We start from the raw sequence: 23844 nt of genomic DNA on the forward strand, positions 1-23844 counted from the left end.
TCTTATCACAAGTCGATATTTTTGAAAAGAAAAGAGAAGAAATGAATTTTCTTTTGAAAACATTTACACTTACTTGAGTTATGCCATTTGCTTAAAATTGTGGTATAATCGTTCAGTTAGAAAATAAATTTGAATAAATAGAGGAAATCATGACAAAATTAAGAGAAGATATCCGTAATATCGCGATTATCGCCCACGTCGACCACGGGAAAACAACCCTCGTTGACGAATTGTTGAAACAATCTGAAACTCTTGACGCACGTACAGAATTGGCTGAGCGTGCAATGGACTCAAACGATATCGAGAAAGAGCGTGGAATCACCATCCTTGCGAAAAATACAGCAGTTGCCTACAATGGAACTCGTATCAACATCATGGACACACCAGGACACGCGGATTTCGGTGGAGAAGTTGAGCGTATCATGAAAATGGTTGATGGTGTTGTTTTGGTCGTAGATGCTTACGAAGGAACCATGCCACAGACTCGTTTCGTATTGAAAAAAGCCTTGGAACAAGACCTTGTGCCGATCGTTGTAGTTAACAAAATCGATAAGCCATCAGCTCGTCCAGCAGAAGTAGTTGATGAAGTCTTGGAACTCTTCATCGAGCTTGGTGCGGATGATGACCAACTTGACTTCCCAGTCGTTTATGCGTCAGCGATCAACGGAACATCTTCATTGTCAGATGATCCAGCAGACCAAGAAAAGACTATGGCGCCAATCTTTGACACCATTATCGATCACATTCCAGCTCCGGTTGATAACTCTGATGAGCCTCTTCAATTCCAAGTGTCTCTTCTTGACTACAATGACTTCGTAGGACGTATCGGTATCGGACGTATCTTCCGTGGTAGTGTCAAGGTTGGGGACCAAGTTACCCTTTCTAAACTTGACGGAACAACCAAAAACTTCCGTGTTACAAAACTCTTCGGTTTCTTTGGTTTGGAACGTCGTGAAATCCAAGAAGCTAAGGCTGGTGACTTGATTGCCGTATCAGGTATGGAAGATATCTTCGTTGGTGAAACCATTACTCCAACAGATGCGGTTGAAGCTCTTCCAGTTCTTCATATCGATGAGCCAACCCTTCAAATGACCTTCTTGGTTAACAACTCACCTTTTGCTGGTCGTGAAGGGAAATGGGTGACTTCACGTAAGGTTGAAGAGCGCCTTCAAGCAGAATTGCAAACAGACGTTTCTCTTCGTGTAGATCCAACTGACTCACCAGATAAATGGACCGTTTCAGGACGTGGAGAATTGCACTTGTCAATCCTTATCGAAACCATGCGTCGTGAAGGATATGAGCTTCAAGTATCTCGTCCAGAAGTTATCATCAAAGAAATCGATGGTGTGAAGTGTGAGCCGTTTGAACGCGTGCAAATTGACACACCAGAAGAATACCAAGGATCTGTTATCCAAAGCCTTTCTGAACGTAAGGGTGAAATGCTGGATATGATTGCAACTGGTAATGGTCAAACTCGTTTGGTCTTCTTAGTTCCTGCGCGTGGTTTGATTGGATACTCAACTGAGTTCTTGTCAATGACTCGTGGTTACGGAATTATGAACCATACCTTCGACCAATATTTACCATTGATTCCAGGTGAAATTGGTGGACGTCACCGTGGTGCTCTTGTTTCTATCGATACTGGTAAGGCAACAACATACTCAATCATGTCTATCGAAGAACGTGGAACCATCTTTGTTAACCCAGGTACTGAGGTTTACGAAGGAATGATTATCGGTGAAAACTCTCGTGAAAATGACTTGACTGTTAACATCACGAAGGCTAAACAAATGACCAACGTTCGTTCAGCTACTAAAGACCAAACTGCGGTTATCAAGACTCCTCGTATCTTGACGCTTGAAGAATCACTCGAGTTCTTGAATGACGATGAGTACATGGAAGTAACGCCTGAATCAATCCGTTTGCGTAAACAAATCCTTAATAAGGCAGAGCGTGAGAAAGCAAACAAAAAGAAAAAATCAGCTGAATAAGAGCTAGAAAGAGATAAAAATGGTCTATCTAATCATAGGGATTTTATTGATCTTACTTTATATCTTTGCGACACCTCAAAGTATCAAGGGGACGGTCAATGTTGTTATTCTGGTCTTTGGACTAGTTGCCCTCTTGATCTTGTTGATGCTGTCAGCTCTACAAATCTTCCAACTTCCAGCAGAAATCTTTATTACATTGGGGATGCTAGCTCTTACCTACTTTAGTTTGAGAGATATCAGTCTCATGTCTATTCGGAAGAAGCGAGAAAATTAAATCTATTAATAACAAAAAAACTTCTATTAGCAACTGAGTTGCCGATAGAAGTTTTTATTTGTTACTGTTATTGTCAGAATAACGGTTGTAGAAATCGACTTTTATCTGGATAAAGTGTTCTAATTCACGGAAGAGTTGCAAGAGAGTCGCCCGTGTCTCAAACTCCTCTCTTGTTTTAGGGAGGCTACGATTACGAAATACCTGCAGATAGCTTTCAATATCATTCAATAAGTCATTGGCTGGATTGGTTTGACTCAGTTGATTAGCTGTTTTTGAAAAGAGCTGTGCGACAATAAGGCTCTCACTTGCGGCTAGTTGGCAAGTATTAATCTGTTGTGCCATATTTCTCAAGATACGAGTTTGTCTTTGCCGCATCTCAAAGTAGTGAATATGATAATCTGTCTGATGAAAGAGATGATCAGAGTGGTCGAGATAAACCAACTTAAGCGCCTCCTCGAGCAACTGGTCAAGTTCATTTACGAGTTGTGCTTGATTACGACCGTCTCCTCTTTTTAGATAGTAAGCTAGGCGTAGAAGAACATTTCTGAGTTTATCTTCAACAAGCATATGATAGCGTTGGATTTCTTTTTCACGCGAAGGCATATAGAGATTGACCAGCAGTGCAAAGCCAGTACCGATTAGGAAGAGTAAGAGCTCATTCAGTAAAAGTTCTGGTGAGGTTGATTGCTGGATTAAGAGATGGCTGACCAAGACGCTACTAGGGGTAATACCGATTTCCCAACCTAGTTTATAGGCCAGGGGAACATAGATTGCTAAGTACAGTCCAAAACTCCAGATGTGATATCCAGTCAGTTGGAATGCTATGACACCAACCAGTAGTGCAAGGAGAGTTGAGAAAAGGCGATTTCGAGCTAGTTTGATAGTGCTTCTTCGAGTGTCTGAAAGGCTCAAGATGGCAATAATACCAGCTGATACAGCAGATGATAAATCAAAAAAGTAGGCTAGCAAACAAGCGAAACAGGTTGCTAGGACTAGTTTTAGAGTACGTTGTGTGATAGACATAAAACACTTTCCTAATGAATAATCGTTACACTATTAATTATAAAAGGAATTTGAAATAGGTCAAGACTTCTGACTTGCATATTCTGCGACTGCGGTAAAGAGGACATCTGTCGAAGAGTTGAGGGCAGTTTCACAAGAGTCTTGAACCACACCAATCACAAAACCGACGGCAACAACCTGGATGGCTATGTCATTAGAAATCCCAAAGAGACTACAAGCAATAGGGATCAACAGGAGTGAACCACCAGCAATACCAGAAGCTCCACATGCAGAGATGGCTGCGACGATGCTTAGTACAAATGCAGTAGCAAAATCAACCGTAATTCCTAGAGAGTTGACAGCAGCTAAGGTTAAAATATTGATGGTGATAGCAGCACCAGCCATATTGATAGTTGAACCCAGTGGGATTGAGACTGAATAAGTATCTGGATTGAGACCGAGTTCTTCACAGAGTTTCATATTGACAGGGATATTTGCAGCAGAGCTACGAGTGAAAAAGGCAGTAACACCGCTGACACGTAGACATTTTAAAACCAGTGGATAGGGATTTCGCTTCATGAAAAGAAAGGCAATCAGTGGATTGATGACTAGGGCTACTAACAGCATGGTTCCAATCAAAAGTATAAGTAAAATACCATAGTTTGCAAGACTGGCAATACCTTGGTTGGAAATGGTTTGAAAAACTAGGCCAAGGATACCGAAAGGAGCTAGGTTGATAATCCAACCAACAATTTTAGAGACAACATCTGACATGGTTTTCAAAAGGTCTTTACTATGGCTACTTGCTTCTCTCATGGCAATTCCAAAGACAATTGCCCAAGATAGAATACCGATGTAATTAGCTTGGATAATCGCATTTAGAGGATTATCGACCATATTCAGCAAGAGATTGCTGACAACTTGACCGATTCCATCTGGTGAACTTACTTCTGTGTTGGTATTACTAAGGGTAATCTGAATCGGGAAGAGGAAGCTCATGAAAACTGCTACAAGGGCGGCAGCAAAAGTTCCGAGTAAATAGAGTAAAATAACTGTTCTTATATTTGTAGTCTTTCCTTTTTGGTGCTGAGACAGGGCATTAGCTACAAGGAAAAAGACTAGAATGGGTGCGATGGCTTTAAGACCACCAACAAAAAGATCGCCTAGGAGTCCAATTCCTGAAAACTGAGGGGAAAATATTCCAAATAGAGCTCCAAGAATCATTCCAATCAGGATACGTTTGATAAGGCTTGCCTTGTTCCAGGCACGAATGATTCTTCTCATACATTTCTCCTTTTTTGAGTAATAGTAACGATTATAGTATAAAAATATTTGAAAATCAAGTAAAATGTAAATTTACATAATGAAAACGCATATTTATAAAGAATATAGCTCTGTCATTTTATGGTATAATAGTAGAAAGGAGTTTTACATGCAAGAATTTTTTAAAAGTTATTTTGATAAGCTAGATTTAACCTCAGTATTTGAGAATCTCTTGACCAAAGTGATTTCTCTTTTAATTTTATTTGTACTATTTTACATTGCTAAAAAGCTACTTCATGCGGCTGTAAAGAAAATAGTGAAACCATCGCTTAAATTTTCAAATCGGGACGCGGGAAGACAGAAGACAATTTCGCGTTTGCTTGAAAATGTCTTTAATTACATTCTCTATTTCTTCTTAGTCTACTGTATTTTATCTATCCTAGGACTGCCTGTATCAAGTTTACTAGCTGGTGCTGGGATTGCCGGGGTTGCAATTGGTATGGGGGCCCAAGGATTTTTGTCGGATGTCATCAATGGTTTCTTTATTCTCTTTGAACGTCAGTTGGATGTGGGAGATGAGGTCGTTTTGACAAATGGTCCCATTACTGTATCGGGGAAAGTAGTTAGTGTTGGAATTCGAACCACTCAACTAAGAGGCGAAGACCAAGCTCTCCATTTTGTTCCTAACCGTAATATCACTGTAGTTAGCAATTTTTCAAGAGATGAACAGAACTGAAATTTTACTTGATTTGTGGTACAATAGAGGGAGTTTGACAGAGGAGAAATGATGGTTTTAGATAAACAATTAGGAAATGGTTGTACCTGGATAAATCTTGATATCGAAAAAATTAAAAATCTTGAAGATTTATCAGAAATCTATGGATTGGATAAAGAAACTATCGAATATGCTCTGGATAGAAATGAACGAGCCCACATGGACTATGACCGTGAAAATGGGACTGTGACCTTTATCTATAATGTTCTTGACTTAGAGAAGGACAAGGAATACTATGAAGCCATCCCCATGACCTTTATCGTTGAACAACAACGAATGATTACGATCAGTAACCATAAGAATGCTTATGTCATTGATCAAATGTTATCTTATCTGAATAGCCATGAGTCCCTTTCTATTTACAAATTTCTCTTTGCCGGTTTAGAGATTATTAGTAACGCTTATTATCCTGTCATCGAAGAAATGGATAAAAGTAAGGACGAAATTAGTGCCTTGCTACGTCAAACCACGACAAAGAAAAATCTCTTTGCTCTCTCTGACTTGGAGACTGGTATGGTTTACTTGACAGCAGCGGCAAAACAAAATCGACTTCTATTGGAACATATCCAGGGCCACGCTTTGTATCGGAGATTTAACGAAGTCGAACGAGAGCAGTTTGATGATGCGATGATTGAAGCCCATCAGTTGGTGTCTATGACAGATTTGATTTCTCAAGTCTTGCAACAACTCTCAGCTTCTTACAACAACATCCTTAACAATAATCTGAATGACAGTTTGACAATTTTGACCATTATCTCAGTATTGCTAGCAGTCCTTGCGGTTATTACAGGTTTCTTCGGAATGAATGTTCCTCTACCATTTACAGAAGAGCCAAATGCTTGGATTTATATCTTAATGGCTAGCTTGATTTTATGGGCAGCCTTATCTCAATGGCTGAAGAAAATTACTAGAAAATAAAAGAGAAGGAGCCAGAATGGCGATTGAAAATTACATGCCAGATTTTGCTGTGGAAGCAGTTTATGATTTGACAGTAGAAAGCCTGCAAAAACAGGGAATAAAAGCTGTTTTGGTAGATTTAGATAACACTCTCATTGCTTGGAATAACCCTGACGGGACTCCAGAGATGAAACGATGGTTGCACGACCTTCGTGATGCAGGGATTCGCATTATCGTAGTCTCAAACAATTCTAAGAAACGTGTTCAACGAGCAGTTGAAAAATTTGGAATTGATTATGTTTACTGGGCTTTAAAGCCTTTCACTTTCGGGATTGATCGAGCGATGAAAGAATTCCACTATGAGAAAAACGAAGTGGTCATGGTTGGGGATCAGCTCATGACAGACATTCGTGCAGCTCACCGTGCAGGAATTCGCTCGATTTTGGTTAAACCCTTGGTGCGGCACGATTCCATCAAAACGCAAATCAACCGAGCTCGTGAACGTCGTGTTATGAAGCAAATCACTGAAAAGTACGGATCTATTACTTATAAAAAAGGAATTTAACTATGGAAGAAATTCTCTGTATTGGTTGTGGAGCAACCATTCAGACGGAAGATAAGACTGGTTTGGGTTTTACACCTCAGTCAGCATTGGAAAAAGGTTTGGAAACTGGAGAAGTTTATTGCCAGCGTTGTTTCCGTCTCCGTCACTATAATGAAATTACAGATGTGCAGTTGACAGATGATGATTTCCTCAAACTCTTGCACGAGGTAGGAGACAGTGATGCCTTGGTGGTCAATGTCATTGATATTTTTGACTTCAATGGCTCTGTTATCCCAGGTTTGCCACGCTTTGTGTCAGGTAATGATGTGCTTTTGGTTGGAAATAAAAAAGACATCTTGCCTAAGTCTGTTAAGGACAGCAAGGTAACACACTGGCTGATGGAGCGCGCTCACGAAGAAGGTCTTCGTCCTGTGGATGTTGTCCTGACTTCAGCACAAAACAAGCATGCTATTAGAGAAGTAATCGACAAGATTGAGCAATACCGTAAGGGACGTGACGTCTATGTGGTCGGCGTGACCAATGTTGGGAAATCAACTCTTATCAATGCCATCATCCAGGAAATCACGGGTGACCAGAATGTCATCACGACGTCTCGATTCCCGGGTACGACCTTGGACAAGATTGAGATTCCGCTTGATGATGGATCTTATATCTATGATACACCGGGGATTATTCACCGTCATCAGATGGCTCACTACTTGACGGATAAAAACCTCAAGTATGTCAGTCCTAAAAAGGAAATCAAACCAAAAACCTATCAGCTAAACCCTGCACAAACTCTGTTTTTAGGTGGATTGGGACGTTTTGACTTTATTGCAGGAGAAAAGCAAGGTTTCACAGCTTTCTTTGACAATGAACTCAAACTTCACCGCACCAAGCTAGAAGGAGCAAGTGTCTTTTACGACAAGCACCTGGGAACTCTTCTCACACCGCCAAATAGCAAGGAAAAAGAAGATTTTCCAAAACTGGTCCAACATGTCTTTACTATCAAGGACAAGACAGATCTAGTTATTTCAGGACTAGGCTGGATTCGTGTAACAGGGAACGCCAAAGTCGCCGTCTGGGCACCAGAAGGCGTCGCAGTCGTCACACGAAAAGCAATTATTTAAACACAGAAAGGAAAGGGTTGTCTATATAAAGGCGAGCACAGCGAGCCCATAGAAGATACTTTTCGCCGTGGTGTTAGTTGGTACAAGTGATTGTACCAACTGCGGAAAATTTGAGACCTTAGGCTCAAATTTTAGTCATGAAAGTCCAGAGGACTTTGCTGACGTCCGTCACCACTTCAGAAAAGTATAAAAAGAAACTCTTTTAAATGAATTATGTCATTAACATCAAAACAACGTGCCTTCCTCAACAGCCAGGCACACACCCTTAAACCCATCATCCAAATCGGGAAAAATGGTCTCAACGACCAAATTAAAACAAGTGTTCGTCAGGCTCTTGACGCTCGTGAATTGATCAAGGTTACTCTCTTACAAAACACAGATGAAAACATCCACGAAGTAGCTGAAATCTTGGAAGAAGAAATCGGTGTGGACACAGTTCAAAAAATCGGACGCATCTTGATTTTGTATAAACAATCCAGCAAGAAAGAAAATCGCAAGATTTCTAAAAAAGTTAAAGAAATCTAAGAATGGCACTCCCAAAAACTGTTTTTACAGAAAAGTAAAGGAGATTAACCTATGGCAATTGAATTATTAACTCCCTTTACAAAAGTGGAGTTAGAGCCAGAAATCAAGGATAAAAAACGCAAACAAGTCGGTATTTTGGGTGGAAATTTTAACCCTGTTCACAATGCCCATCTGATTGTTGCAGATCAAGTGCGCCAACAGTTGGGATTGGATCAGGTTCTGCTCATGCCCGAATATCAACCACCTCACGTAGACAAAAAGGAAACTATTCCTGAACACCATCGCCTCAAGATGTTAGAATTGGCGATTGATGGGGTTGAAGGTCTAGCTATTGAGACCATCGAACTAGAGCGTAAGGGTATTTCCTACACCTACGACACTATGAAACTTCTAACAGAGAAGAATCCAGATACAGATTACTATTTCATTATCGGTGCAGATATGGTAGACTATCTGCCTAAATGGTACCGAATTGATGAGTTGGTGGAACTAGTTCAGTTTGTAGGGGTTCAACGTCCGCGTTACAAGGCAGGGACTTCTTATCCAGTTATCTGGGTGGATGTACCTCTTATGGATATTTCATCCAGCATGGTGCGTGATTTCATTGCCCAAGGACGCACACCTAACTTTCTCCTACCTAAGCCGGTGCTAGACTATATCGAGAAAGAAGGGCTTTACTGATGGCATACCAGGACTATATCAACTGTTCCCGTGAGGAATTATTGAAAAAAATGGCAGAGCTTCTACCCGAGAAACGTTTGACCCATTGTTTGGGTGTAGAGCGCGCAGCCATTGAACTTGCAGAACGATTTGGAGTGGATGCCGAGAAAGCAGGTCTAGCAGGTCTCCTTCATGACTATGCTAAAAAGCTATCAGATCAAGAATTTCTAGACTTGATTGACCGTTATCAGCTAGATCCTGACCTCAAAAACTGGGGCAATAATGTCTGGCATGGTATGGTCGGTATTTACAAAATTCAGGAAGATTTGGATTTACAAGATCCTGAAATCCTACGAGCTATTGAAATTCATACAGTAGGAGCGATTCAGATGACGGACCTTGACAAGGTTATCTACGTCGCAGACTATATCGAGCACAATCGTGCCTTTCCAGGAGTGGATGAGGCGCGTGAAATTGCTGAACTATCGCTAAATAAGGCGGTGGCCTACGAGACAGTTCACACAGTAGAGCATTTAGCTCATCAAGGATTTCCCATCTATCCCCAAACCCTTGAAACCTATAACGCCTATGTGCACTATTTGAAAGAGGACTAAATGAAGACGGCTTTTATAATCATTGATGTTCAGAATATTTTAGTGGAAACTGGTTTTCAGACAAATAGTCTATTAGAAAAAATTTCTTACTTACAAAACCAGGCTAGAAGCAAGAATATCGAAATTATTTATGTTCAACATATTGAGAACTCTGAAGCTCAAACATCAGAAGATTGGCAGTTATCTGAGCTTTTAAGTCGAAAACCTAATGAAAAGGTCTTTCAGAAGAAGTATAACAGTATTTTCAAAGAAACTGGTTTAAAAGAATACTTGGATAAACAGGGGATTGAAAAATTAGTTTTATGTGGTATGCAGACAGAATATTGTGTGGATACCTCTGTCAAGGTTGCCTTTGAATATGGCTATCAGCTTATTATTCCAGAAGGAACTTGCACAACGTTTGATGGCGATGACATTCCAGCAGAAACGATAAATGAATTTTATGAGGGCATTTGGGAGGGGCGCTTTGCAGATGTCCTAGATTACAAACATATTTTCTAGAAAGAGGATTAAATGAACGAAAAAGAATTATTACAACTAGTCGTGAAAGCGGCTGATGAGAAACGCGCGGAGGATATCCTCGCGCTTGACGTACAAGAATTGACCAGTGTGACAGACTATTTTGTTATCACTAGCTCAATGAATAGCCGTCAGTTGGATGCTATCGCTGACAATATTCGTGAAAAAGTTGCTGAAGCAGGCTTTAAAGGTAGCCATGTTGAAGGAGATGCAGCTGGTGGCTGGGTTTTGCTAGACCTTGGTGGTGTTGTTGTGCATATCTTCTCAGAAGAAATGCGTGCCCACTATAATCTAGAAAAACTTTGGCATGAGGCAGAGTCAGTAGACCTCTCAGAAACTTTATAGTCTTTTCCTTTATCTTTTATTACTGCGTTAACTCATTTTGCCTAACTCTAGTTATGCCTGAAATTCGTTGCCTAGTACTAAAAGCAAACGAAAAGACTATAGCGTTACAATTGAACTCAGTTGTAGTCAACTGGGTTTTATTTGCTTATTTTAGAAAAATTGATTGAAAGGTAAGAGCGTCGTGTTTTGTTCATCTCGAAACTGAACACGAGCTAAAAGCTGCGAGAAAAAGATAAACTTTCTTTGTATCTGACGATACAGCAGAAAGTTTCCTATTTTCTCCTTGCTTTTAACGCTCTTTGTATCTTAATTATGGCTACTTATGAAACCTTTGCGGCTGTTTACGATGCAGTCATGGATGATAGTTTATACGACAAGTGGACGGACTTTTCCCTCCGTCATCTACCTAAGACTAAGGAGAGAAAGAGACTCTTGGAATTGGCTTGTGGTACAGGCATCCAGTCTGTGCGCTTTTCTCAAGCTGGTTTTGATGTGACTGGACTTGACTTGAGTGCGGATATGTTGAAGATTGCTGAGAAGAGAGCGGCTTCAGCCAAGCAAAAGATTGACTTTATTGAAGGCAATATGCTGGATTTATCCAAGGCTGGTAAATATGACTTTGTGACTTGTTATTCGGACTCTATCTGCTACATGCAAGATGAGGTAGAAGTGGGAGACGTCTTCAAAGAAGTTTACAATGCTCTAAACGAAGACGGAGTTTTCATCTTTGATGTGCATTCGACCTACCAGACTGATGAGGTTTTCCCAGGTTATTCTTATCATGAAAATGCGGAAGATTTTGCCATGCTCTGGGATACCTATGAGGATGCTGCGCCTCATTCTATCGTCCATGAGTTGACTTTCTTTGTCAAGGAAGCAGACGGTTCCTTTAGTCGTCATGATGAAGTCCATGAAGAGCGTACTTATGAGGTCTTGACCTATGATATTTTGCTGGAACAAGCTGGTTTTAAGTCCTTTAAACTCTTTGCGGACTTTGAAGACAAGGAGCCAACAGAGACTAGTACCCGTTGGTTTTTCGTCGCGCAGAAGTAGGAGATTACTATGACCGTTACAGGTATTATTGCCGAGTTCAATCCTTTTCATAATGGACACAAGTACCTGCTGGAACAGGCAGATGGCCTGAAAATCGTTGCTATGTCTGGGAATTTCATGCAGCGGGGAGAGCCTGCTATTGTGGATAAGTGGACACGGGCTCAAATGGCACTAGAGAATGGGGCGGATTTAGTTGTAGAATTGCCCTTTTTAGTCAGTGTCCAAGCGGCGGACTTTTTTGGTCAAGGTGCAGTGGCTATCTTGGCTCGTTTGGGGATTGAGACCCTTGCCTTTGGGACAGAAGAAGTTCTGGATTACCAGCAAATTGCTGATTTATATGCAGAACGTGGTCAAGAGATGGAATTCTTCATGGAAAACTTACCTGATTCTCTTTCTTATCCTCAGAAAACCCAAGCTATGTGGAAGGAATTTGCAGGCCTTGATTTTTCAGGTGATACCCCCAATCATGTCCTTGCTCTTGCCTACGCCAAGGCAGTTGCTGGGAGAGATATCAAACTTCATCCAATCAAGCGTCAGGGGGCAGGATACCATTCGGTGGACAAGGATGTTGACTTTGCATCTGCAACAGCCCTCCGTCAGCACCAAACAGATCAGAATTTTCTAGAGCGTTTTATGCCTTCTGTTGAACTTTTTGAAAATGCTAGAAAGGTGAGCTGGGAAGATTATTTTTCACTCTTACGCTATCAAATCTTATCAAATCCTGACCTAACTACTATTTATCAGGTTAATCAAGAAATGGCAGTGCGTATCAAGGATGCAATCAAGACAGCCCAGACTGTTGACGAATTGGTTGAGATAGTTTCCACCAAACGGTACACCAAAGCGCGTGTGCGACGCCTCTTGACTTATATCTTGGTGCAAGTCAGAGAAAGTGACTTGCCAGAAGGTATTCACATCCTTGGTTTTACCGAAAAAGGCAGACAACACCTTAAAGCTCTCAAAGAGCAGGTCAATCTCGTCAGCCGAATCGGTAAAGAACCCTGGGATGCTATGACTCAAAAGGCAGACCAAATTTATCAGCTGGGACACCCGAGTATCGCAGAACAAAATTTTGGCAGAGTGCCAATCAGAATCGAAACAAACTAAGTCTACTTTGAAGTGGACTTTTTTCTTGTTTTTTGCAAAAAAATTCTTTAAAAAAATAGTTAGGTTTAAGAAGCTTATTTTACTAAGGAAAATGAAGATATTGCTCCTAAAAATAACTAAAACAACTTCCATTTAAGGTTTGTTAAAAATATTTTTTTGTGGTAAAATGTATAAGAATGCATGTCATTCAGATAAACAAATAAATTGAGGTAAAAACATGGAAATTATGACAATTGTTATAGTTGTTTTTGCCGTCATCATTGGTTTAGTCATTGGATATGTCAGCATCTCAGTCAAGATGAAATCATCACAAGAGGCTGCAGAGTTGATGCTTTTAAATGCTGAACAAGAAGCAACTAATTTACGAGGACAAGCTGAGCGCGAAGCGGATTTATTACTAAATGAAGCCAAGAGTGAAAGCAAATCCCTTAAAAAAGAAGCACTATTGGAGGCTAAAGAGGAAGCCAGAAAATACCGCGAAGAAGTGGACGCTGAATTTAAGTCGGAGCGTCAAGAACTCAAGCAAATCGAAAGTCGTTTGACGGAGAGAGCTACGAGCCTTGACCGTAAAGACGATAATTTGACGAACAAAGAAAAAACACTTGAACAAAAAGAACAAAGTATTTCTGATAGAGCAAAAAACCTTGATGCACGTGAAGAGCAACTAGAGGAAATTGAAAAGCAAAAGCAAGCAGAACTAGAGCGTGTCGGAAGTCTGACTCAGTCAGAGGCAAAAGATATTATCTTAGCTCAAACAGAAGAAGACTTGACCAAGGAAATTGCTAGCCGCATTCGTGAGGCGGAGCAAGAAGTCAAGGAACGTTCAGATAAGCTTGCTAAGGATATCCTGTCCCAAGCGATGCAGAGAATTGCTGGTGAGTATGTAGCTGAGTCTACCAACTCGACAGTTCATCTGCCTGATGATACGATGAAAGGTCGTATCATTGGTCGTGAAGGTCGTAACATCCGTACTTTTGAAAGTTTGACAGGGGTTGATGTCATCATTGATGATACGCCAGAAGTGGTAACCTTGTCAGGTTTCGATCCTATCCGCCGTGAGATTGCCCGTATGACGATGGAAACCTTACTTAAGGATGGACGAATTCACCCAGCTCGTATCGAAGAGTTGGTTGAGAAAAACCGTCAAGAAATTGATAACAGAATTCGTGAATATGGTGAAGCTGCAGCCTACGAAATCGGTGCACCAAACCTTCACCCAGACTTGATGAAGATCATGGGTCGCTTACAGTTCCGTACTTCATACGGACAAAATGTCTTGCGTCACTCAATCGAAGTGGCTAAGTTAGCTGGTATCATGGCTAGCGAACTTGGTGAAAATGCAGCCCTTGCCCGTCGTGCAGGATTCCTTCACGATATTGGTAAAGCCATTGACCGAGAAGTAGAAGGTAGCCACGTTGAGATTGGTACTGAATTAGCTCGCAAGTACAAAGAGCATCCAGTTGTGATTAACACGATTGCTAGTCACCACGGAGATGTAGAACCTGAAAGTGTGATTGCAGTTCTCGTTGCTGCAGCGGACGCCTTGAGCGCAGCCCGTCCAGGAGCTCGTAGCGAATCACTTGAAAGCTACATCAAACGTCTCCATGATTTAGAAGAAATCGCTAATAGCTTTGAAGGAGTTCAAAATAGCTTTGCCCTTCAAGCTGGTCGTGAAATCCGAATCATGGTAAATCCAGGTCAAATCAAGGACGATAAGGTCACAATCTTAGCTCACAAAGTTCGTGAGAAAATCGAAAGCAACCTCGATTACCCAGGAAATATCAAGGTAACCGTGATTCGTGAACTTCGTGCAGTTGATTATGCAAAATAAATAAGAAAGAGCAGTTGAAAAATTACTGCTTTTTTGTTACACTAGATAGAAAGATTGTAGTAAGCAGAAATGCCTTCACAAAGAGAATTTTGAATGAATTTCCAAGGCATTTCACAAACTATCCAAAGGAGACATCATGGCAGACCGTGGCTTACTAATCGTTTTTTCAGGTCCTTCAGGAGTTGGAAAAGGAACGGTTAGACGAGAAATTTTTGAGAGTTCTGAAAATCAATTCCAATATTCTGTATCTATGACAACACGGGCTCAACGTCCAGGTGAAGTAGACGGAGTTGACTATTTCTTCCGTACGCGTGAAGAATTTGAAGAATTGATTCGTCAAGGACAGATGTTAGAGTATGCAGAGTATGTAGGTAACTACTACGGAACTCCTCTGACCTATGTCAATGAAACCCTTGATAAGGGGATTGACGTCTTCCTTGAAATTGAAGTGCAGGGAGCTCTTCAGGTCAAGAAAAAAGTTCCAGATGCGGTCTTCATCTTTTTGACACCACCAGATTTGGAAGAATTGCAAGACCGTCTCGTAGGCCGTGGTACCGATAGTGCAGAAGTGATCGCCCAACGTATCGAAAAAGCCAAAGAAGAAATTGCTTTGATGCGTGAGTATGACTATGCTATTGTCAATGATCATGTTCCTCTTGCCGCAGAACGTGTCAAACGTGTGATTGAAGCAGAACATTTCCGCGTCGATCGTGTCATCGGTCACTACCAGGATATGCTACCAAAGTCTCCAACTATTCGATAAACTATAGAAAACAGGTACAAACAAATGATGCTTAAACCCTCTATTGATACCTTGCTTGACAAGGTACCATCAAAATATTCACTCGTAATCTTGGAAGCAAAACGTGCTCACGAATTAGAAGCTGGAGCAACTCCAACACAAGAATTCAAATCTGAAAAATCTACACTTCGTGCCTTGGAAGAAATTGAATCAGGGAATGTAACCATCCACCCAGATCCAGAAGGAAAACGCGAAGCTGTTCGTCGTCGTATCGAAGAAGAAAGACGATTGAGAGAAGAAGAAGAAAAGAAAATCAAAGAGCAAATCGCGAAAGAAAAAGAAGAAGGTGAAAAAATTTAAGGTTGGGGGGACTCAATCTTATTTTTTCTATTGCAAGAATACTCAATCAATTAAAAGAATTTAAGTAGAGAAGGAGGTGAGGATATGGCTATTGCAAAAATCATTGTGGATGTTCCCTTGATGCAGACGGACCAACCATACAGTTATAAGGTCCCTGAGGAATTTGTAGACATGCTGGAAGTTGGTATGCGGGTTCATGTGCCTTTTGGGAAGGCCAATCGCTTGATTCAGGGAATTGTTCTTGGAATGGAACAAGAATCGGAAATGGCAGATGAGGACTTGAAAGAAATTGCTGAAGTGCTGGACTTTTCTCCTGTCTTAACGGAGGAACAACTCTGGCTAGCTGAAGAACTACGTAAGTCAGTTTTTTCATACAAGATTTCAATTCTAAAAGCCATGCTTCCAGGATTTTTGAATTCTAGCTATGATAAAATCCTCTATCCTCTGGAAGGCTTGAGTCAGGAGGACAAGGAGCGTTTATTCGGTTCGCAAGAGTCCTTAGCATTTTCATCACTTGATTTGAAAAAGCAGGCCGAGATGATGCGATTGACTCGAAAAGGACTTTTGAAGTTAGAGTATCAGGCTATAGACCAGAAGAAGGTTAAAACACAGTCTTGGATTCAAGTGAATCTTGACAAATTAGAAAAGCTAGAAATCTCAAACCGTGCCAAGAAGAAATTGGAACTGCGAGATTATTTAGTAGCACATCCAGAAAGTACTCCTTTGGCTACTTTGTTAGAACATTACTCACGGGAACAAGTTAACTTCTTTGTGGAACAGGGGGCTTTGACGATTCTTCAAAAGGAAGTTCAACGTTCAGCTGCCTACTTTGAAGGAATCGAGTCAAATCAAGCATTAGAGTTAAACCCAGAGCAAAAACAAGCTTGTGAGGCGGTTGTTGGAGCGATTGGAAAGCAACATCCTCCCTTTCTTCTTCAAGGAATTACAGGAAGTGGTAAAACCGAGGTTTACCTGCAGATTATCCAAGGTGCCTTGGATATGGGAAAAACAGCGATTGTTCTAGTTCCAGAGATCTCTCTGACACCTCAAATGACCGAGCGCTTTATTGCTCGGTTTGGCGATAAAGTCGCCATCCTCCACTCTGGGTTGTCCAATGGTGAAAAGTACGATGAGTGGCGCAAGGTGGAGCGTGGAGATGCTCAGGTAGTTGTTGGGGCTAGGTCTGCTATTTTTGCACCTTTGAAAAATCTAGGTGTTATCATTATCGATGAAGAGCATGAGGCTAGCTATAAGCAAGACAGCAATCCTCGTTACCATGCTAGAGATGTGGCTCTTTTACGTGCCCAGTACAATCAAGCTGCCCTAGTCCTTGGTTCTGCAACACCGAGTCTAGAAAGCCGTGCGCGTGCTGGTAAGGGTGTTTATCAACATCTGCGCCTGACTCAACGGGCCAATCCTTTAGCAAGTGTTCCTGAAGTTCAACTGATTGACTTCCGTGATTACATCGGACAGAATGAAACATCAAACTTTACACCACCACTGATTGAGGCCATTCAAGATCGACTGGATAAAAAAGAGCAGGTTGTTCTCATGCTCAATCGTCGTGGTTATTCTAGCTTTGTCATGTGCCGGGAATGTGGGACCGTGGATACCTGTCCAAACTGTGATATTTCCTTGACGCTACATATGGATACCAAAACCATGAACTGCCATTATTGTGGCTTTTCGAAGGAAATTCCACATGTCTGTCCAAACTGTCAGAGTCGTAGCATTCGTTATTATGGAACAGGGACTCAAAAGGCCTATGATGAGCTAACAGAACTCTTTCCAGAGGCACGTATTCTGCGCATGGATGTGGATACAACTCGTAAAAAGGGCAGTCACCAAGCTTTACTTGAGCAGTTTGGTAAAGGGGAGGCAGATATCCTGTTGGGAACCCAGATGATTGCCAAGGGCTTGGATTTTCCAAATGTGACCTTGGTTGGTGTTCTCAATGCGGATACAGCCTTGAACCTGCCTGATTTTCGTTCTTCTGAGAGAACCTTCCAACTCTTGACCCAGGTTGCAGGTCGCGCCGGTCGTGCTGAAAAGACAGGTCAGGTCTTGATTCAGTCTTATAATCCTCAGCATTATGCCATTCTGTTCGCCAAGGATCAGGACTACGAAGGTTTCTATGCCTATGAAATGGGTATCAGACGTCAGTTGGGTTATCCACCTTATTATTTCACTATTGGAATCACCTTATCTCATAAGAAAGAAGAAGAGGTTCTTAGACGTGCTTATCAAGTCATGGAGATTTTGCGGTCAGGTTTGTCGGATGCTAGTATAATTCTCGGTCCAACACCAAAACCTATCGCTCGAACCCATAACCTCTATCATTATCAGATTTTAATTAAATACCGTTTAGAAGATGAGCTGGGTCCAACCCTTAACCAGGTCTTGGCCTTGACACAAGAACGGGAAAATAGCGAACTTCGTCTCAGTATTGACCACGAACCGCAACAATTTTTATAGAAGGAGAAAAGATGACAAAACTAATCTTTATGGGAACTCCCAATTTTTCAGCAACTGTTTTAAAGGGGCTTTTGTCAGATGACCGCTACGAGATTGTAGCTGTTGTAACGCAGCCAGATCGTGCGGTTGGACGTAAAAAAGTTATTCAGGAGACCCCAGTGAAACAAGCTGCCAAAGAGGCAGGCCTACCTATCTACCAACCAGAAAAATTATCAGGTAGTCCAGAAATGGAAGCTATCATGAATTTGGGAGCTGACGGAATTGTGACTGCAGCTTTTGGGCAGTTTCTCCCAAGTAAACTCCTTGATAGCATGGATTTTGCAGTCAACGTTCACGCCTCCCTCCTTCCCAAACACCGTGGTGGAGCTCCTATCCATTATGCCTTGATTCAAGGTGATGAGGAGGCAGGAGTAACCATTATGGAAATGGTCAAGGAAATGGATGCAGGGGACATGATTTCTCGTCGCAGTATTCCCATTACTGATGAGGACAATGTTGGAACTTTGTTTGAAAAATTGGCCATTGTTGGGCGTGATTTGCTTTTGGATACTCTACCTGCTTATATAGCTGGTGAAATTCAGCCTCAACCGCAAGATCCAAGCAAAGTAACTTTCTCACCAAATATCAAACCTGAGGAAGAAAAATTGGACTGGAACAAGACCAACCGTCAACTTTTTAACCAAATCCGTGGGATGAATCCATGGCCAGTTGCCCACACTTTCCTAAAGGGCGAACGTTTCAAAATCTATGAAGCGATGCCGGTTGAAGGTCAGGGGAATCCTGGAGAGATACTCTCCATCAGTAAGAAAGAATTGATTGTCGCAACAGCAGAAGGAGCCCTGTCTCTCAAGCAGGTTCAACCAGCAGGAAAACCTAAAATGGACATTGCTTCCTTCCTCAACGGTGTGGGACGAACTTTGGCAGTAGGAGAACGATTTGGTGACTAAAGTAGAAACGGCTAGAAACTTAGCCTTAAAGGTGCTAGAGGATGTCTTTGTCAATCAAGCCTACTCCAATATCGCCTTAAACAAACACCTCAAGGGAAGTCAACTGTCAGCAGCTGACAAAGGCTTGGTGACAGAGCTTGTTTATGGGACTGTAACCCGTAAACTCACCTTAGAATGGTATCTGTCTTACTTTATCGAAGACCGAGACAAGCTAGACAATTGGCTTTATGTTCTTCTTCTCATGAGTACTTACCAACTCCAATATCTGGATAAGGTTCCTGACCATGCAGTGGTCAATGAAGCGGTGGAACTGGCTAAACTTCGTAAAAAAGGCAGTGAAAAACTAGTCAATGCAGTCCTTCGCCGTATCCTGCGAGAAGGTTTGCCAGATATTGCCAGTATCAAACGTAAGAACAAGCGTGATTCTATCGCCTACTCTCTTCCAGTTTGGTTGGTTTCTAAGCTCAAGGAAGAGTATGGAGAAGAGCGAGCACAAGCGATTTTTGAAAGTCTTTTACAAAGGAATAAGGCCAGTATCCGTGTGACAGATTTGAGTCGAAAAGAGGAAATCAAAAAATTGCTCGGTGCAAGTGATTCCATGTTGTCAGCCACAGGTTTGGTCAAAGAGCAGGGGCATTTTGCTGGTCATGACTTGTTTTCAGAAGGTGCTATTACTATTCAGGACGAGTCTAGTCAACTGGTTGCACCAACTCTTGATTTACAAGGCCCTGAGCAGATTTTGGATGCTTGTGCAGCTCCAGGTGGGAAGACAGCCCATATGGCATCTTATTTGACGACAGGTCAAGTAACGGCTTTGGATCTCTATGACCATAAACTCACTTTGATTCAAGAGAATGCAGAACGTTTAGGCGTAGCAGACCGTGTACAAACACAAAAAATGGACGCTAGAAAAGTGCATGAGTTTTTTGGCAAGGACCAATTTGATAAAATTCTAGTCGACGCCCCTTGCTCAGGGATTGGACTTTTGCGTCGGAAACCAGATATCAAATACAACAAAGAAACTGCTGATTTCGCGTCATTACAGGAAATTCAGTTGGAAATATTAGGTAGTGTTTGTCAAACGCTACGTAAAGGTGGTATAATAACTTATAGTACCTGCACTATTGTCTCTGAGGAGAACTTTCAAGTGGTTCAAGCATTTTTAGAAAGTCATCCAGAGTTCGAGCAGGTTAAACTAGAACACGAATGCAAGGATATCCTAAAAGACGGCTGCATCCTCATTACTCCTGAATTGTATGGAAGTGATGGATTCTTTATTAGCCAATTTCGTAAGATATCCAATTAGGAAGGAACTGACACAATGGAGATTTCATTATTAACAGATGTGGGTCAGAAACGTACAAATAATCAAGACTATGTCAATCTTTTTGTCAACCGTGCCGGTCGTACGATGATTATCTTGGCTGACGGGATGGGAGGACATCGAGCGGGTAATATTGCCAGTGAGATGGCAGTTACGGACTTAGGTGTTGCCTGGGTAGATACTCAGATTGATACCGTGAATGAAGTTCGTGAATGGTTTGCAGAACACCTAGAAATTGAAAATCAAAAGATTTATCAATTGGGGCGTGATGAAGCATATAAAGGAATGGGTACAACTCTAGAAGCTCTTGCAATCATTGATAACCAAGCCATCTATGCTCATATTGGTGATTCTCGTATCGGCTTGGTTCGTGGAGAAGAGTACCACCAATTAACGAGTGATCATTCATTAGTCAATGAGTTGCTCAAGGCAGGTCAATTAACACCTGAAGAAGCTGAAGCGCATCCACAAAAAAATATCATTACCCAGTCTATTGGACAAAAAGATGAGATTCAACCTGATTTAGGGATTGTAAGTTTGGAACCTGGTGACTATATCGTTATGAACAGTGATGGTCTCACGAATATGATTTCAGGAAGTGAAATCTATGACATCGTGACAAGTGATATTTCACTTGAAGACAAGGCGGCAACCTTAGTACGTTTTGCAAACAATGCCGGAGGGCTTGATAACATTACTGTTGCCTTGATTGCGATTGAGGAGGAATCAAAATGATCCAGATCGGCAAGATATTTGCCGGACGATATCGGATTATCAAACAAATTGGCCGTGGAGGGATGGCAGATGTCTACCTGGCCAAAGATTTGATTCTGGATGGGGAAGAGGTAGCGGTGAAGGTCCTGAGGACCAACTACCAAACGGATCCAATCGCTGTTGCACGTTTTCAGCGTGAAGCACGTGCGATGGCGGACCTAGATCATCCTCATATCGTTCGAATTACGGATATCGGTGAAGAAGATGGTCAACAATATCTAGCTATGGAATATGTAGCTGGGCTTGACCTCAAACGTTATATCAAAGAACACTACCCTCTATCAAACGAGGAAGCTGTTCGTATCATGGGACAAATTCTCTTGGCTATGCGTTTAGCGCATGCAAAGGGGATTATTCACCGTGATTTAAAACCTCAAAATATACTCTTGACTCCTGATGGTACTGCGAAAGTTACAGACTTTGGGATTGCAGTAGCCTTTGCAGAAACAAGTTTGACACAGACCAACTCTATGTTAGGTTCTGTTCACTATCTATCACCTGAACAGGCGCGTGGTTCAAAGGCGACCATACAGAGTGATATTTATGCCATGGGGATTATTTTCTTTGAAATGTTGACAGGTCATATTCCTTATGATGGCGATAGTGCCGTTACCATCGCACTTCAGCATTTCCAAAAACCACTTCCTTCTGTCATTGCAGAAAACCCATCAGTGCCACAATCCTTGGAAAACGTGGTTATAAAAGCGACAGCTAAAAAGTTAACAGACCGTTACCAAACTGTCTCAGAGATGTATGTTGACTTATTGAGCAGTCTTTCTTATAACCGTCGCAATGAACCAAAGCTGGTATTTGAAGATACAAGTAAAGTTGACACAAAAACCTTACCGAAAATTTCACAGTCTACTTTAACAGCGATTCCCAAAGTGCAACCAAAGGAAGAAAGTCCTCAGAGCCAAAAGCCGATCCAAAAGGCAACTAGTAAAGAAACTGCTCCAAAACCAGTCAAGAAACGTCGTTTCAAAGCAAGATATTTGGTGCTTTTAGCTAGCTTTATACTTGTTTTGGCTTCTCTCTTTTGGATTGTATCGAAAACACCAGCTACTGTTGAGATTCCAAAAGTTGCAGGTCAAACTGTAGCTGAAGCTAAGGAAAACCTTAAAAAAGCTAATTTTGAAATTGGTGAGGAAAAGACTGAAGCTAGTGATACGGTAGAAGTAGGCCGAGTGATTCGAACAGATCCAGATGCTGGCTCGGCACGAAAAGAAGGAACAAAAGTTAATCTTATTATCTCTTCAGGTCAGCAATCATTTAAGATTGGAAATTATATTGGACGAAAATCTACGGACGTCGTTGCAGAGTTGAAAGGGAAAAAAGTTCCTGAAAATCTCATTAAGATTGTAGAAGAAGAATCAAGTGAAACAGAGGCAGGGCTTGTTATGAAACAGAGCCTGTCAGAAGGAACCACTTATGATCTCAGTAAGGCGACAGAGATTACCTTGACAGTAGCCAAGAAGGTGACTAGCGTTCCTATGCCAAGTTATATTGGATCAAGCCTTGAATTTACCAAAAATAACTTGATTCAGATAGTCGGTGTGAAAGAGGCGAATATTGAAGTGGTAGAGGTCTCTACAGCACCAGAAGGGACAATTGAGGATACTGTGGTTAGTCAAAGTCCAAAACCAGGTGAAGGTGTAGATTTGAATACAACTCGTATCAAAATTTCTATCTACAAACCTAAAACAACGACTACAACGACACCAAATCCATCACAAACTAATCCTTATCGTGGAGAGACATCACCACAGATTAGAGAGCCTCAAACTACGACAGCGTCGTCATCTCCGTCATCGAATAATCAGTCAGAGCACCATAACGGTGAGAACTAATCAATCTTTGTCACAGTTTTTGTGGCAAAGATTTTTTTTCCTTCAAATTTATGATAAAATAAAAGGAGTTTAAAAAGGAGGAGAACATGGACGAATCAAAAAAACTGAATGCAGTCATTGATGTCATTATGTTAGCAGGAACAATTCTGCTTCGCAATGGATCTGAAATCTATCGTGTCGAAGACACCATGATTCGAATTGCTCATTCACAAGGCATTATGGATTGTAATGTTTTGGCCATGCCTGCAGCTATTTTTTTCTCCATTGAAAATACAAATATCTCTCGAATGAAACGAGTAACTTCCTCTGCTTATAATATTGAGAAGGTGTGTGATGTCAATCAGATTTCACGACAGCTTGTATCAGGACAGCTTGATTTGGAGACAGCCTTTATTCAACTCAAGCAATTAAATGTCAAGGCATCTCCCTACACCAATGTTCAGCTAACCGCTGCAGCTACCCTCAGTGCTCCCTTCTTCTCTATCATGTTCGGGGGGAATGTCTACGATGCCATTGGTGCAGGAGTAGCGACCATATTCGCTTTCACCTTTTCCCTTTACGTAGAAAAATTTATTCGAATTCCCTTTATGACAGCTTTTGCAGGTGCTCTTGTTTTTGGCTTGATTGCACAATTTTGGGCTCGCTATTCTGGCTTTCCTTCTACAGCCGATTTGGTCATTGCAGGTGCGGTTATGCCCTTTGTACCTGGAATTGCTCTGACCAATGCTGTTAGAGATATTATGACCAATCACATTAACTCTGGTATGAGCAAGATGTTTGAATCCTTGCTTGTCACCCTTGCCTTAGGGGCAGGCACCTCTGTCGCCCTCGTACTCATGAACTAA

24 protein-coding genes are annotated in these 23844 nt (G+C 41.5%); 22 read left to right on the forward strand and 2 right to left on the reverse strand.

The genetic code is table 11. The features are described from left to right. Nucleotides 1–149: 149 nt before the first annotated feature. Both typA and AB8E63_RS03000 read left to right on the forward strand, forming a co-directional pair. Nucleotides 150–1991, forward strand: a complete 1842-nt coding sequence (gene typA / locus AB8E63_RS02995; protein WP_368909866.1) for a translational GTPase TypA — start codon at nt 150–152, stop codon at nt 1989–1991. 19 nt (nt 1992–2010) lie between these two features. Beyond that, complete coding sequence (locus AB8E63_RS03000) at nt 2011–2265, forward strand: DUF3165 family protein (RefSeq protein WP_024053848.1); 255 nt, start codon at nt 2011–2013, stop codon at nt 2263–2265. 54 nt (nt 2266–2319) lie between these two features. Here AB8E63_RS03000 and AB8E63_RS03005 read toward each other — a convergent pair whose 3' ends face one another. Continuing rightward, complete coding sequence (locus AB8E63_RS03005) at nt 2320–3288, reverse strand: aromatic acid exporter family protein (RefSeq protein WP_368909868.1); 969 nt, start codon at nt 3286–3288, stop codon at nt 2320–2322. Nucleotides 3289–3348: 60 nt separating this feature from the next. Continuing rightward, nucleotides 3349–4551, reverse strand: a complete 1203-nt coding sequence (sstT, locus tag AB8E63_RS03010; RefSeq protein ID WP_368909870.1) for a serine/threonine transporter SstT — start codon at nt 4549–4551, stop codon at nt 3349–3351. Nucleotides 4552–4699: 148 nt separating this feature from the next. Between sstT and AB8E63_RS03015 the strand changes: the two genes are divergently transcribed. The 20 genes from AB8E63_RS03015 (at nt 4700) to AB8E63_RS03110 (ending at nt 23844) form a co-directional block, all read left to right on the forward strand. Then, nucleotides 4700–5266 (forward strand): mechanosensitive ion channel family protein, encoded by a 567-nt coding sequence (locus AB8E63_RS03015; RefSeq protein ID WP_368909871.1) that lies wholly within the window; start codon nt 4700–4702, stop codon nt 5264–5266. Nucleotides 5267–5317: 51 nt separating this feature from the next. After that, complete coding sequence (locus AB8E63_RS03020) at nt 5318–6223, forward strand: magnesium transporter CorA family protein (RefSeq protein WP_368909872.1); 906 nt, start codon at nt 5318–5320, stop codon at nt 6221–6223. Nucleotides 6224–6239: 16 nt separating this feature from the next. Further along, a complete protein-coding gene (locus AB8E63_RS03025) occupies nt 6240–6767 on the forward strand; it encodes a YqeG family HAD IIIA-type phosphatase (RefSeq protein WP_368909873.1) in 528 nt (175 codons plus the stop codon). 2 nt (nt 6768–6769) lie between these two features. Further along, the gene (gene yqeH / locus AB8E63_RS03030; RefSeq protein WP_368909874.1) at nt 6770–7876 is read left to right on the forward strand and encodes a ribosome biogenesis GTPase YqeH; all 1107 of its coding nucleotides are present in this window, start codon (nt 6770–6772) and stop codon (nt 7874–7876) included. Between the two features lie 213 nt (nt 7877–8089). Continuing rightward, the gene (gene yhbY, locus AB8E63_RS03035) at nt 8090–8401 is read left to right on the forward strand and encodes a ribosome assembly RNA-binding protein YhbY (protein ID WP_000060171.1); all 312 of its coding nucleotides are present in this window, start codon (nt 8090–8092) and stop codon (nt 8399–8401) included. A 51-nt stretch (nt 8402–8452) separates the two neighbouring features. After that, nucleotides 8453–9082 (forward strand): nicotinate-nucleotide adenylyltransferase, encoded by a 630-nt coding sequence (locus AB8E63_RS03040; RefSeq protein ID WP_368909875.1) that lies wholly within the window; start codon nt 8453–8455, stop codon nt 9080–9082. Further along, entirely contained in the window at nt 9082–9675 is a 594-nt protein-coding gene (yqeK, locus tag AB8E63_RS03045) for a bis(5'-nucleosyl)-tetraphosphatase (symmetrical) YqeK (protein WP_368909877.1), read from the forward strand. The genes AB8E63_RS03040 and yqeK overlap by 1 nt, the downstream gene beginning before the upstream one ends. Continuing rightward, entirely contained in the window at nt 9676–10176 is a 501-nt protein-coding gene (locus tag AB8E63_RS03050; protein ID WP_074324810.1) for a cysteine hydrolase family protein, read from the forward strand. A gap of 12 nt (nt 10177–10188) precedes the next feature. After that, the gene (rsfS, locus tag AB8E63_RS03055) at nt 10189–10539 is read left to right on the forward strand and encodes a ribosome silencing factor (protein ID WP_368909879.1); all 351 of its coding nucleotides are present in this window, start codon (nt 10189–10191) and stop codon (nt 10537–10539) included. A gap of 312 nt (nt 10540–10851) precedes the next feature. Continuing rightward, nucleotides 10852–11592, forward strand: a complete 741-nt coding sequence (locus AB8E63_RS03060) for a class I SAM-dependent methyltransferase (RefSeq protein ID WP_045615564.1) — start codon at nt 10852–10854, stop codon at nt 11590–11592. A gap of 9 nt (nt 11593–11601) precedes the next feature. Beyond that, on the forward strand, nt 11602–12699 hold the full coding sequence (locus AB8E63_RS03065; protein WP_368909881.1) for a nucleotidyltransferase: 1098 nt from the start codon (nt 11602–11604) through the stop codon (nt 12697–12699). Nucleotides 12700–12916: 217 nt separating this feature from the next. Further along, nucleotides 12917–14530, forward strand: a complete 1614-nt coding sequence (locus AB8E63_RS03070; RefSeq protein WP_004251393.1) for a ribonuclease Y — start codon at nt 12917–12919, stop codon at nt 14528–14530. Between the two features lie 136 nt (nt 14531–14666). Beyond that, nucleotides 14667–15293, forward strand: a complete 627-nt coding sequence (gene gmk, locus AB8E63_RS03075; RefSeq protein ID WP_000775049.1) for a guanylate kinase — start codon at nt 14667–14669, stop codon at nt 15291–15293. 24 nt (nt 15294–15317) lie between these two features. Next, nucleotides 15318–15632: a DNA-directed RNA polymerase subunit omega gene (rpoZ, locus tag AB8E63_RS03080; RefSeq protein WP_004251389.1), complete on the forward strand. Its 315-nt coding sequence runs from the start codon at nt 15318–15320 to the stop codon at nt 15630–15632. An 84-nt stretch (nt 15633–15716) separates the two neighbouring features. Continuing rightward, nucleotides 15717–18107 carry a primosomal protein N' gene (locus AB8E63_RS03085; protein WP_368909883.1) on the forward strand — a complete coding sequence of 797 codons (2391 nt, stop codon included), beginning with the start codon at nt 15717–15719 and terminating at the stop codon, nt 18105–18107. Between the two features lie 11 nt (nt 18108–18118). Then, a complete protein-coding gene (gene fmt, locus AB8E63_RS03090) occupies nt 18119–19054 on the forward strand; it encodes a methionyl-tRNA formyltransferase (protein ID WP_368909885.1) in 936 nt (311 codons plus the stop codon). Further along, entirely contained in the window at nt 19047–20360 is a 1314-nt protein-coding gene (gene rsmB, locus AB8E63_RS03095) for a 16S rRNA (cytosine(967)-C(5))-methyltransferase RsmB (protein WP_368909887.1), read from the forward strand. The genes fmt and rsmB overlap by 8 nt, the downstream gene beginning before the upstream one ends. Nucleotides 20361–20375: 15 nt before the next feature. Then, entirely contained in the window at nt 20376–21113 is a 738-nt protein-coding gene (locus tag AB8E63_RS03100; protein ID WP_036759242.1) for a Stp1/IreP family PP2C-type Ser/Thr phosphatase, read from the forward strand. After that, nucleotides 21110–22999 (forward strand): Stk1 family PASTA domain-containing Ser/Thr kinase, encoded by a 1890-nt coding sequence (gene pknB, locus AB8E63_RS03105; RefSeq protein WP_368909889.1) that lies wholly within the window; start codon nt 21110–21112, stop codon nt 22997–22999. Before AB8E63_RS03100 ends, pknB begins: the two co-directional genes overlap by 4 nt. Nucleotides 23000–23085: 86 nt before the next feature. Continuing rightward, a complete protein-coding gene (locus AB8E63_RS03110; RefSeq protein ID WP_368909891.1) occupies nt 23086–23844 on the forward strand; it encodes a threonine/serine exporter family protein in 759 nt (252 codons plus the stop codon).

Source organism: Streptococcus sp. oral taxon 061 (genome assembly GCF_964211575.1).
Taxonomy (GTDB): domain Bacteria; phylum Bacillota; class Bacilli; order Lactobacillales; family Streptococcaceae; genus Streptococcus.

What these genes read in the sequence shown, in the direction of transcription:
- fmt (WP_368909885.1), top strand. Translation starts at nt 18,119, where the DNA reads ATGACAAAACTAATCTTTATGGGAACTCCCAATTTTTCAGCAACTGTT.
- gmk (WP_000775049.1), top strand. Translation starts at nt 14,667, where the DNA reads ATGGCAGACCGTGGCTTACTAATCGTTTTTTCAGGTCCTTCAGGAGTT.
- AB8E63_RS03070 (WP_004251393.1), top strand. Translation starts at nt 12,917, where the DNA reads ATGGAAATTATGACAATTGTTATAGTTGTTTTTGCCGTCATCATTGGT.
- pknB (WP_368909889.1), top strand. Translation starts at nt 21,110, where the DNA reads ATGATCCAGATCGGCAAGATATTTGCCGGACGATATCGGATTATCAAA.
- AB8E63_RS03040 (WP_368909875.1), top strand. Translation starts at nt 8,453, where the DNA reads ATGGCAATTGAATTATTAACTCCCTTTACAAAAGTGGAGTTAGAGCCA.
- AB8E63_RS03000 (WP_024053848.1), top strand. Translation starts at nt 2,011, where the DNA reads ATGGTCTATCTAATCATAGGGATTTTATTGATCTTACTTTATATCTTT.
- typA (WP_368909866.1), top strand. Translation starts at nt 150, where the DNA reads ATGACAAAATTAAGAGAAGATATCCGTAATATCGCGATTATCGCCCAC.
- AB8E63_RS03065 (WP_368909881.1), top strand. Translation starts at nt 11,602, where the DNA reads ATGACCGTTACAGGTATTATTGCCGAGTTCAATCCTTTTCATAATGGA.
- sstT (WP_368909870.1), bottom strand. Translation starts at nt 4,551, where the DNA reads ATGAGAAGAATCATTCGTGCCTGGAACAAGGCAAGCCTTATCAAACGT.
- rpoZ (WP_004251389.1), top strand. Translation starts at nt 15,318, where the DNA reads ATGATGCTTAAACCCTCTATTGATACCTTGCTTGACAAGGTACCATCA.
- yqeH (WP_368909874.1), top strand. Translation starts at nt 6,770, where the DNA reads ATGGAAGAAATTCTCTGTATTGGTTGTGGAGCAACCATTCAGACGGAA.
- AB8E63_RS03060 (WP_045615564.1), top strand. Translation starts at nt 10,852, where the DNA reads ATGGCTACTTATGAAACCTTTGCGGCTGTTTACGATGCAGTCATGGAT.
- AB8E63_RS03025 (WP_368909873.1), top strand. Translation starts at nt 6,240, where the DNA reads ATGGCGATTGAAAATTACATGCCAGATTTTGCTGTGGAAGCAGTTTAT.
- AB8E63_RS03020 (WP_368909872.1), top strand. Translation starts at nt 5,318, where the DNA reads ATGGTTTTAGATAAACAATTAGGAAATGGTTGTACCTGGATAAATCTT.
- AB8E63_RS03005 (WP_368909868.1), bottom strand. Translation starts at nt 3,288, where the DNA reads ATGTCTATCACACAACGTACTCTAAAACTAGTCCTAGCAACCTGTTTC.
- yhbY (WP_000060171.1), top strand. Translation starts at nt 8,090, where the DNA reads ATGTCATTAACATCAAAACAACGTGCCTTCCTCAACAGCCAGGCACAC.
- AB8E63_RS03110 (WP_368909891.1), top strand. Translation starts at nt 23,086, where the DNA reads ATGGACGAATCAAAAAAACTGAATGCAGTCATTGATGTCATTATGTTA.
- yqeK (WP_368909877.1), top strand. Translation starts at nt 9,082, where the DNA reads ATGGCATACCAGGACTATATCAACTGTTCCCGTGAGGAATTATTGAAA.
- AB8E63_RS03100 (WP_036759242.1), top strand. Translation starts at nt 20,376, where the DNA reads ATGGAGATTTCATTATTAACAGATGTGGGTCAGAAACGTACAAATAAT.
- AB8E63_RS03085 (WP_368909883.1), top strand. Translation starts at nt 15,717, where the DNA reads ATGGCTATTGCAAAAATCATTGTGGATGTTCCCTTGATGCAGACGGAC.
- rsfS (WP_368909879.1), top strand. Translation starts at nt 10,189, where the DNA reads ATGAACGAAAAAGAATTATTACAACTAGTCGTGAAAGCGGCTGATGAG.
- AB8E63_RS03015 (WP_368909871.1), top strand. Translation starts at nt 4,700, where the DNA reads ATGCAAGAATTTTTTAAAAGTTATTTTGATAAGCTAGATTTAACCTCA.
- AB8E63_RS03050 (WP_074324810.1), top strand. Translation starts at nt 9,676, where the DNA reads ATGAAGACGGCTTTTATAATCATTGATGTTCAGAATATTTTAGTGGAA.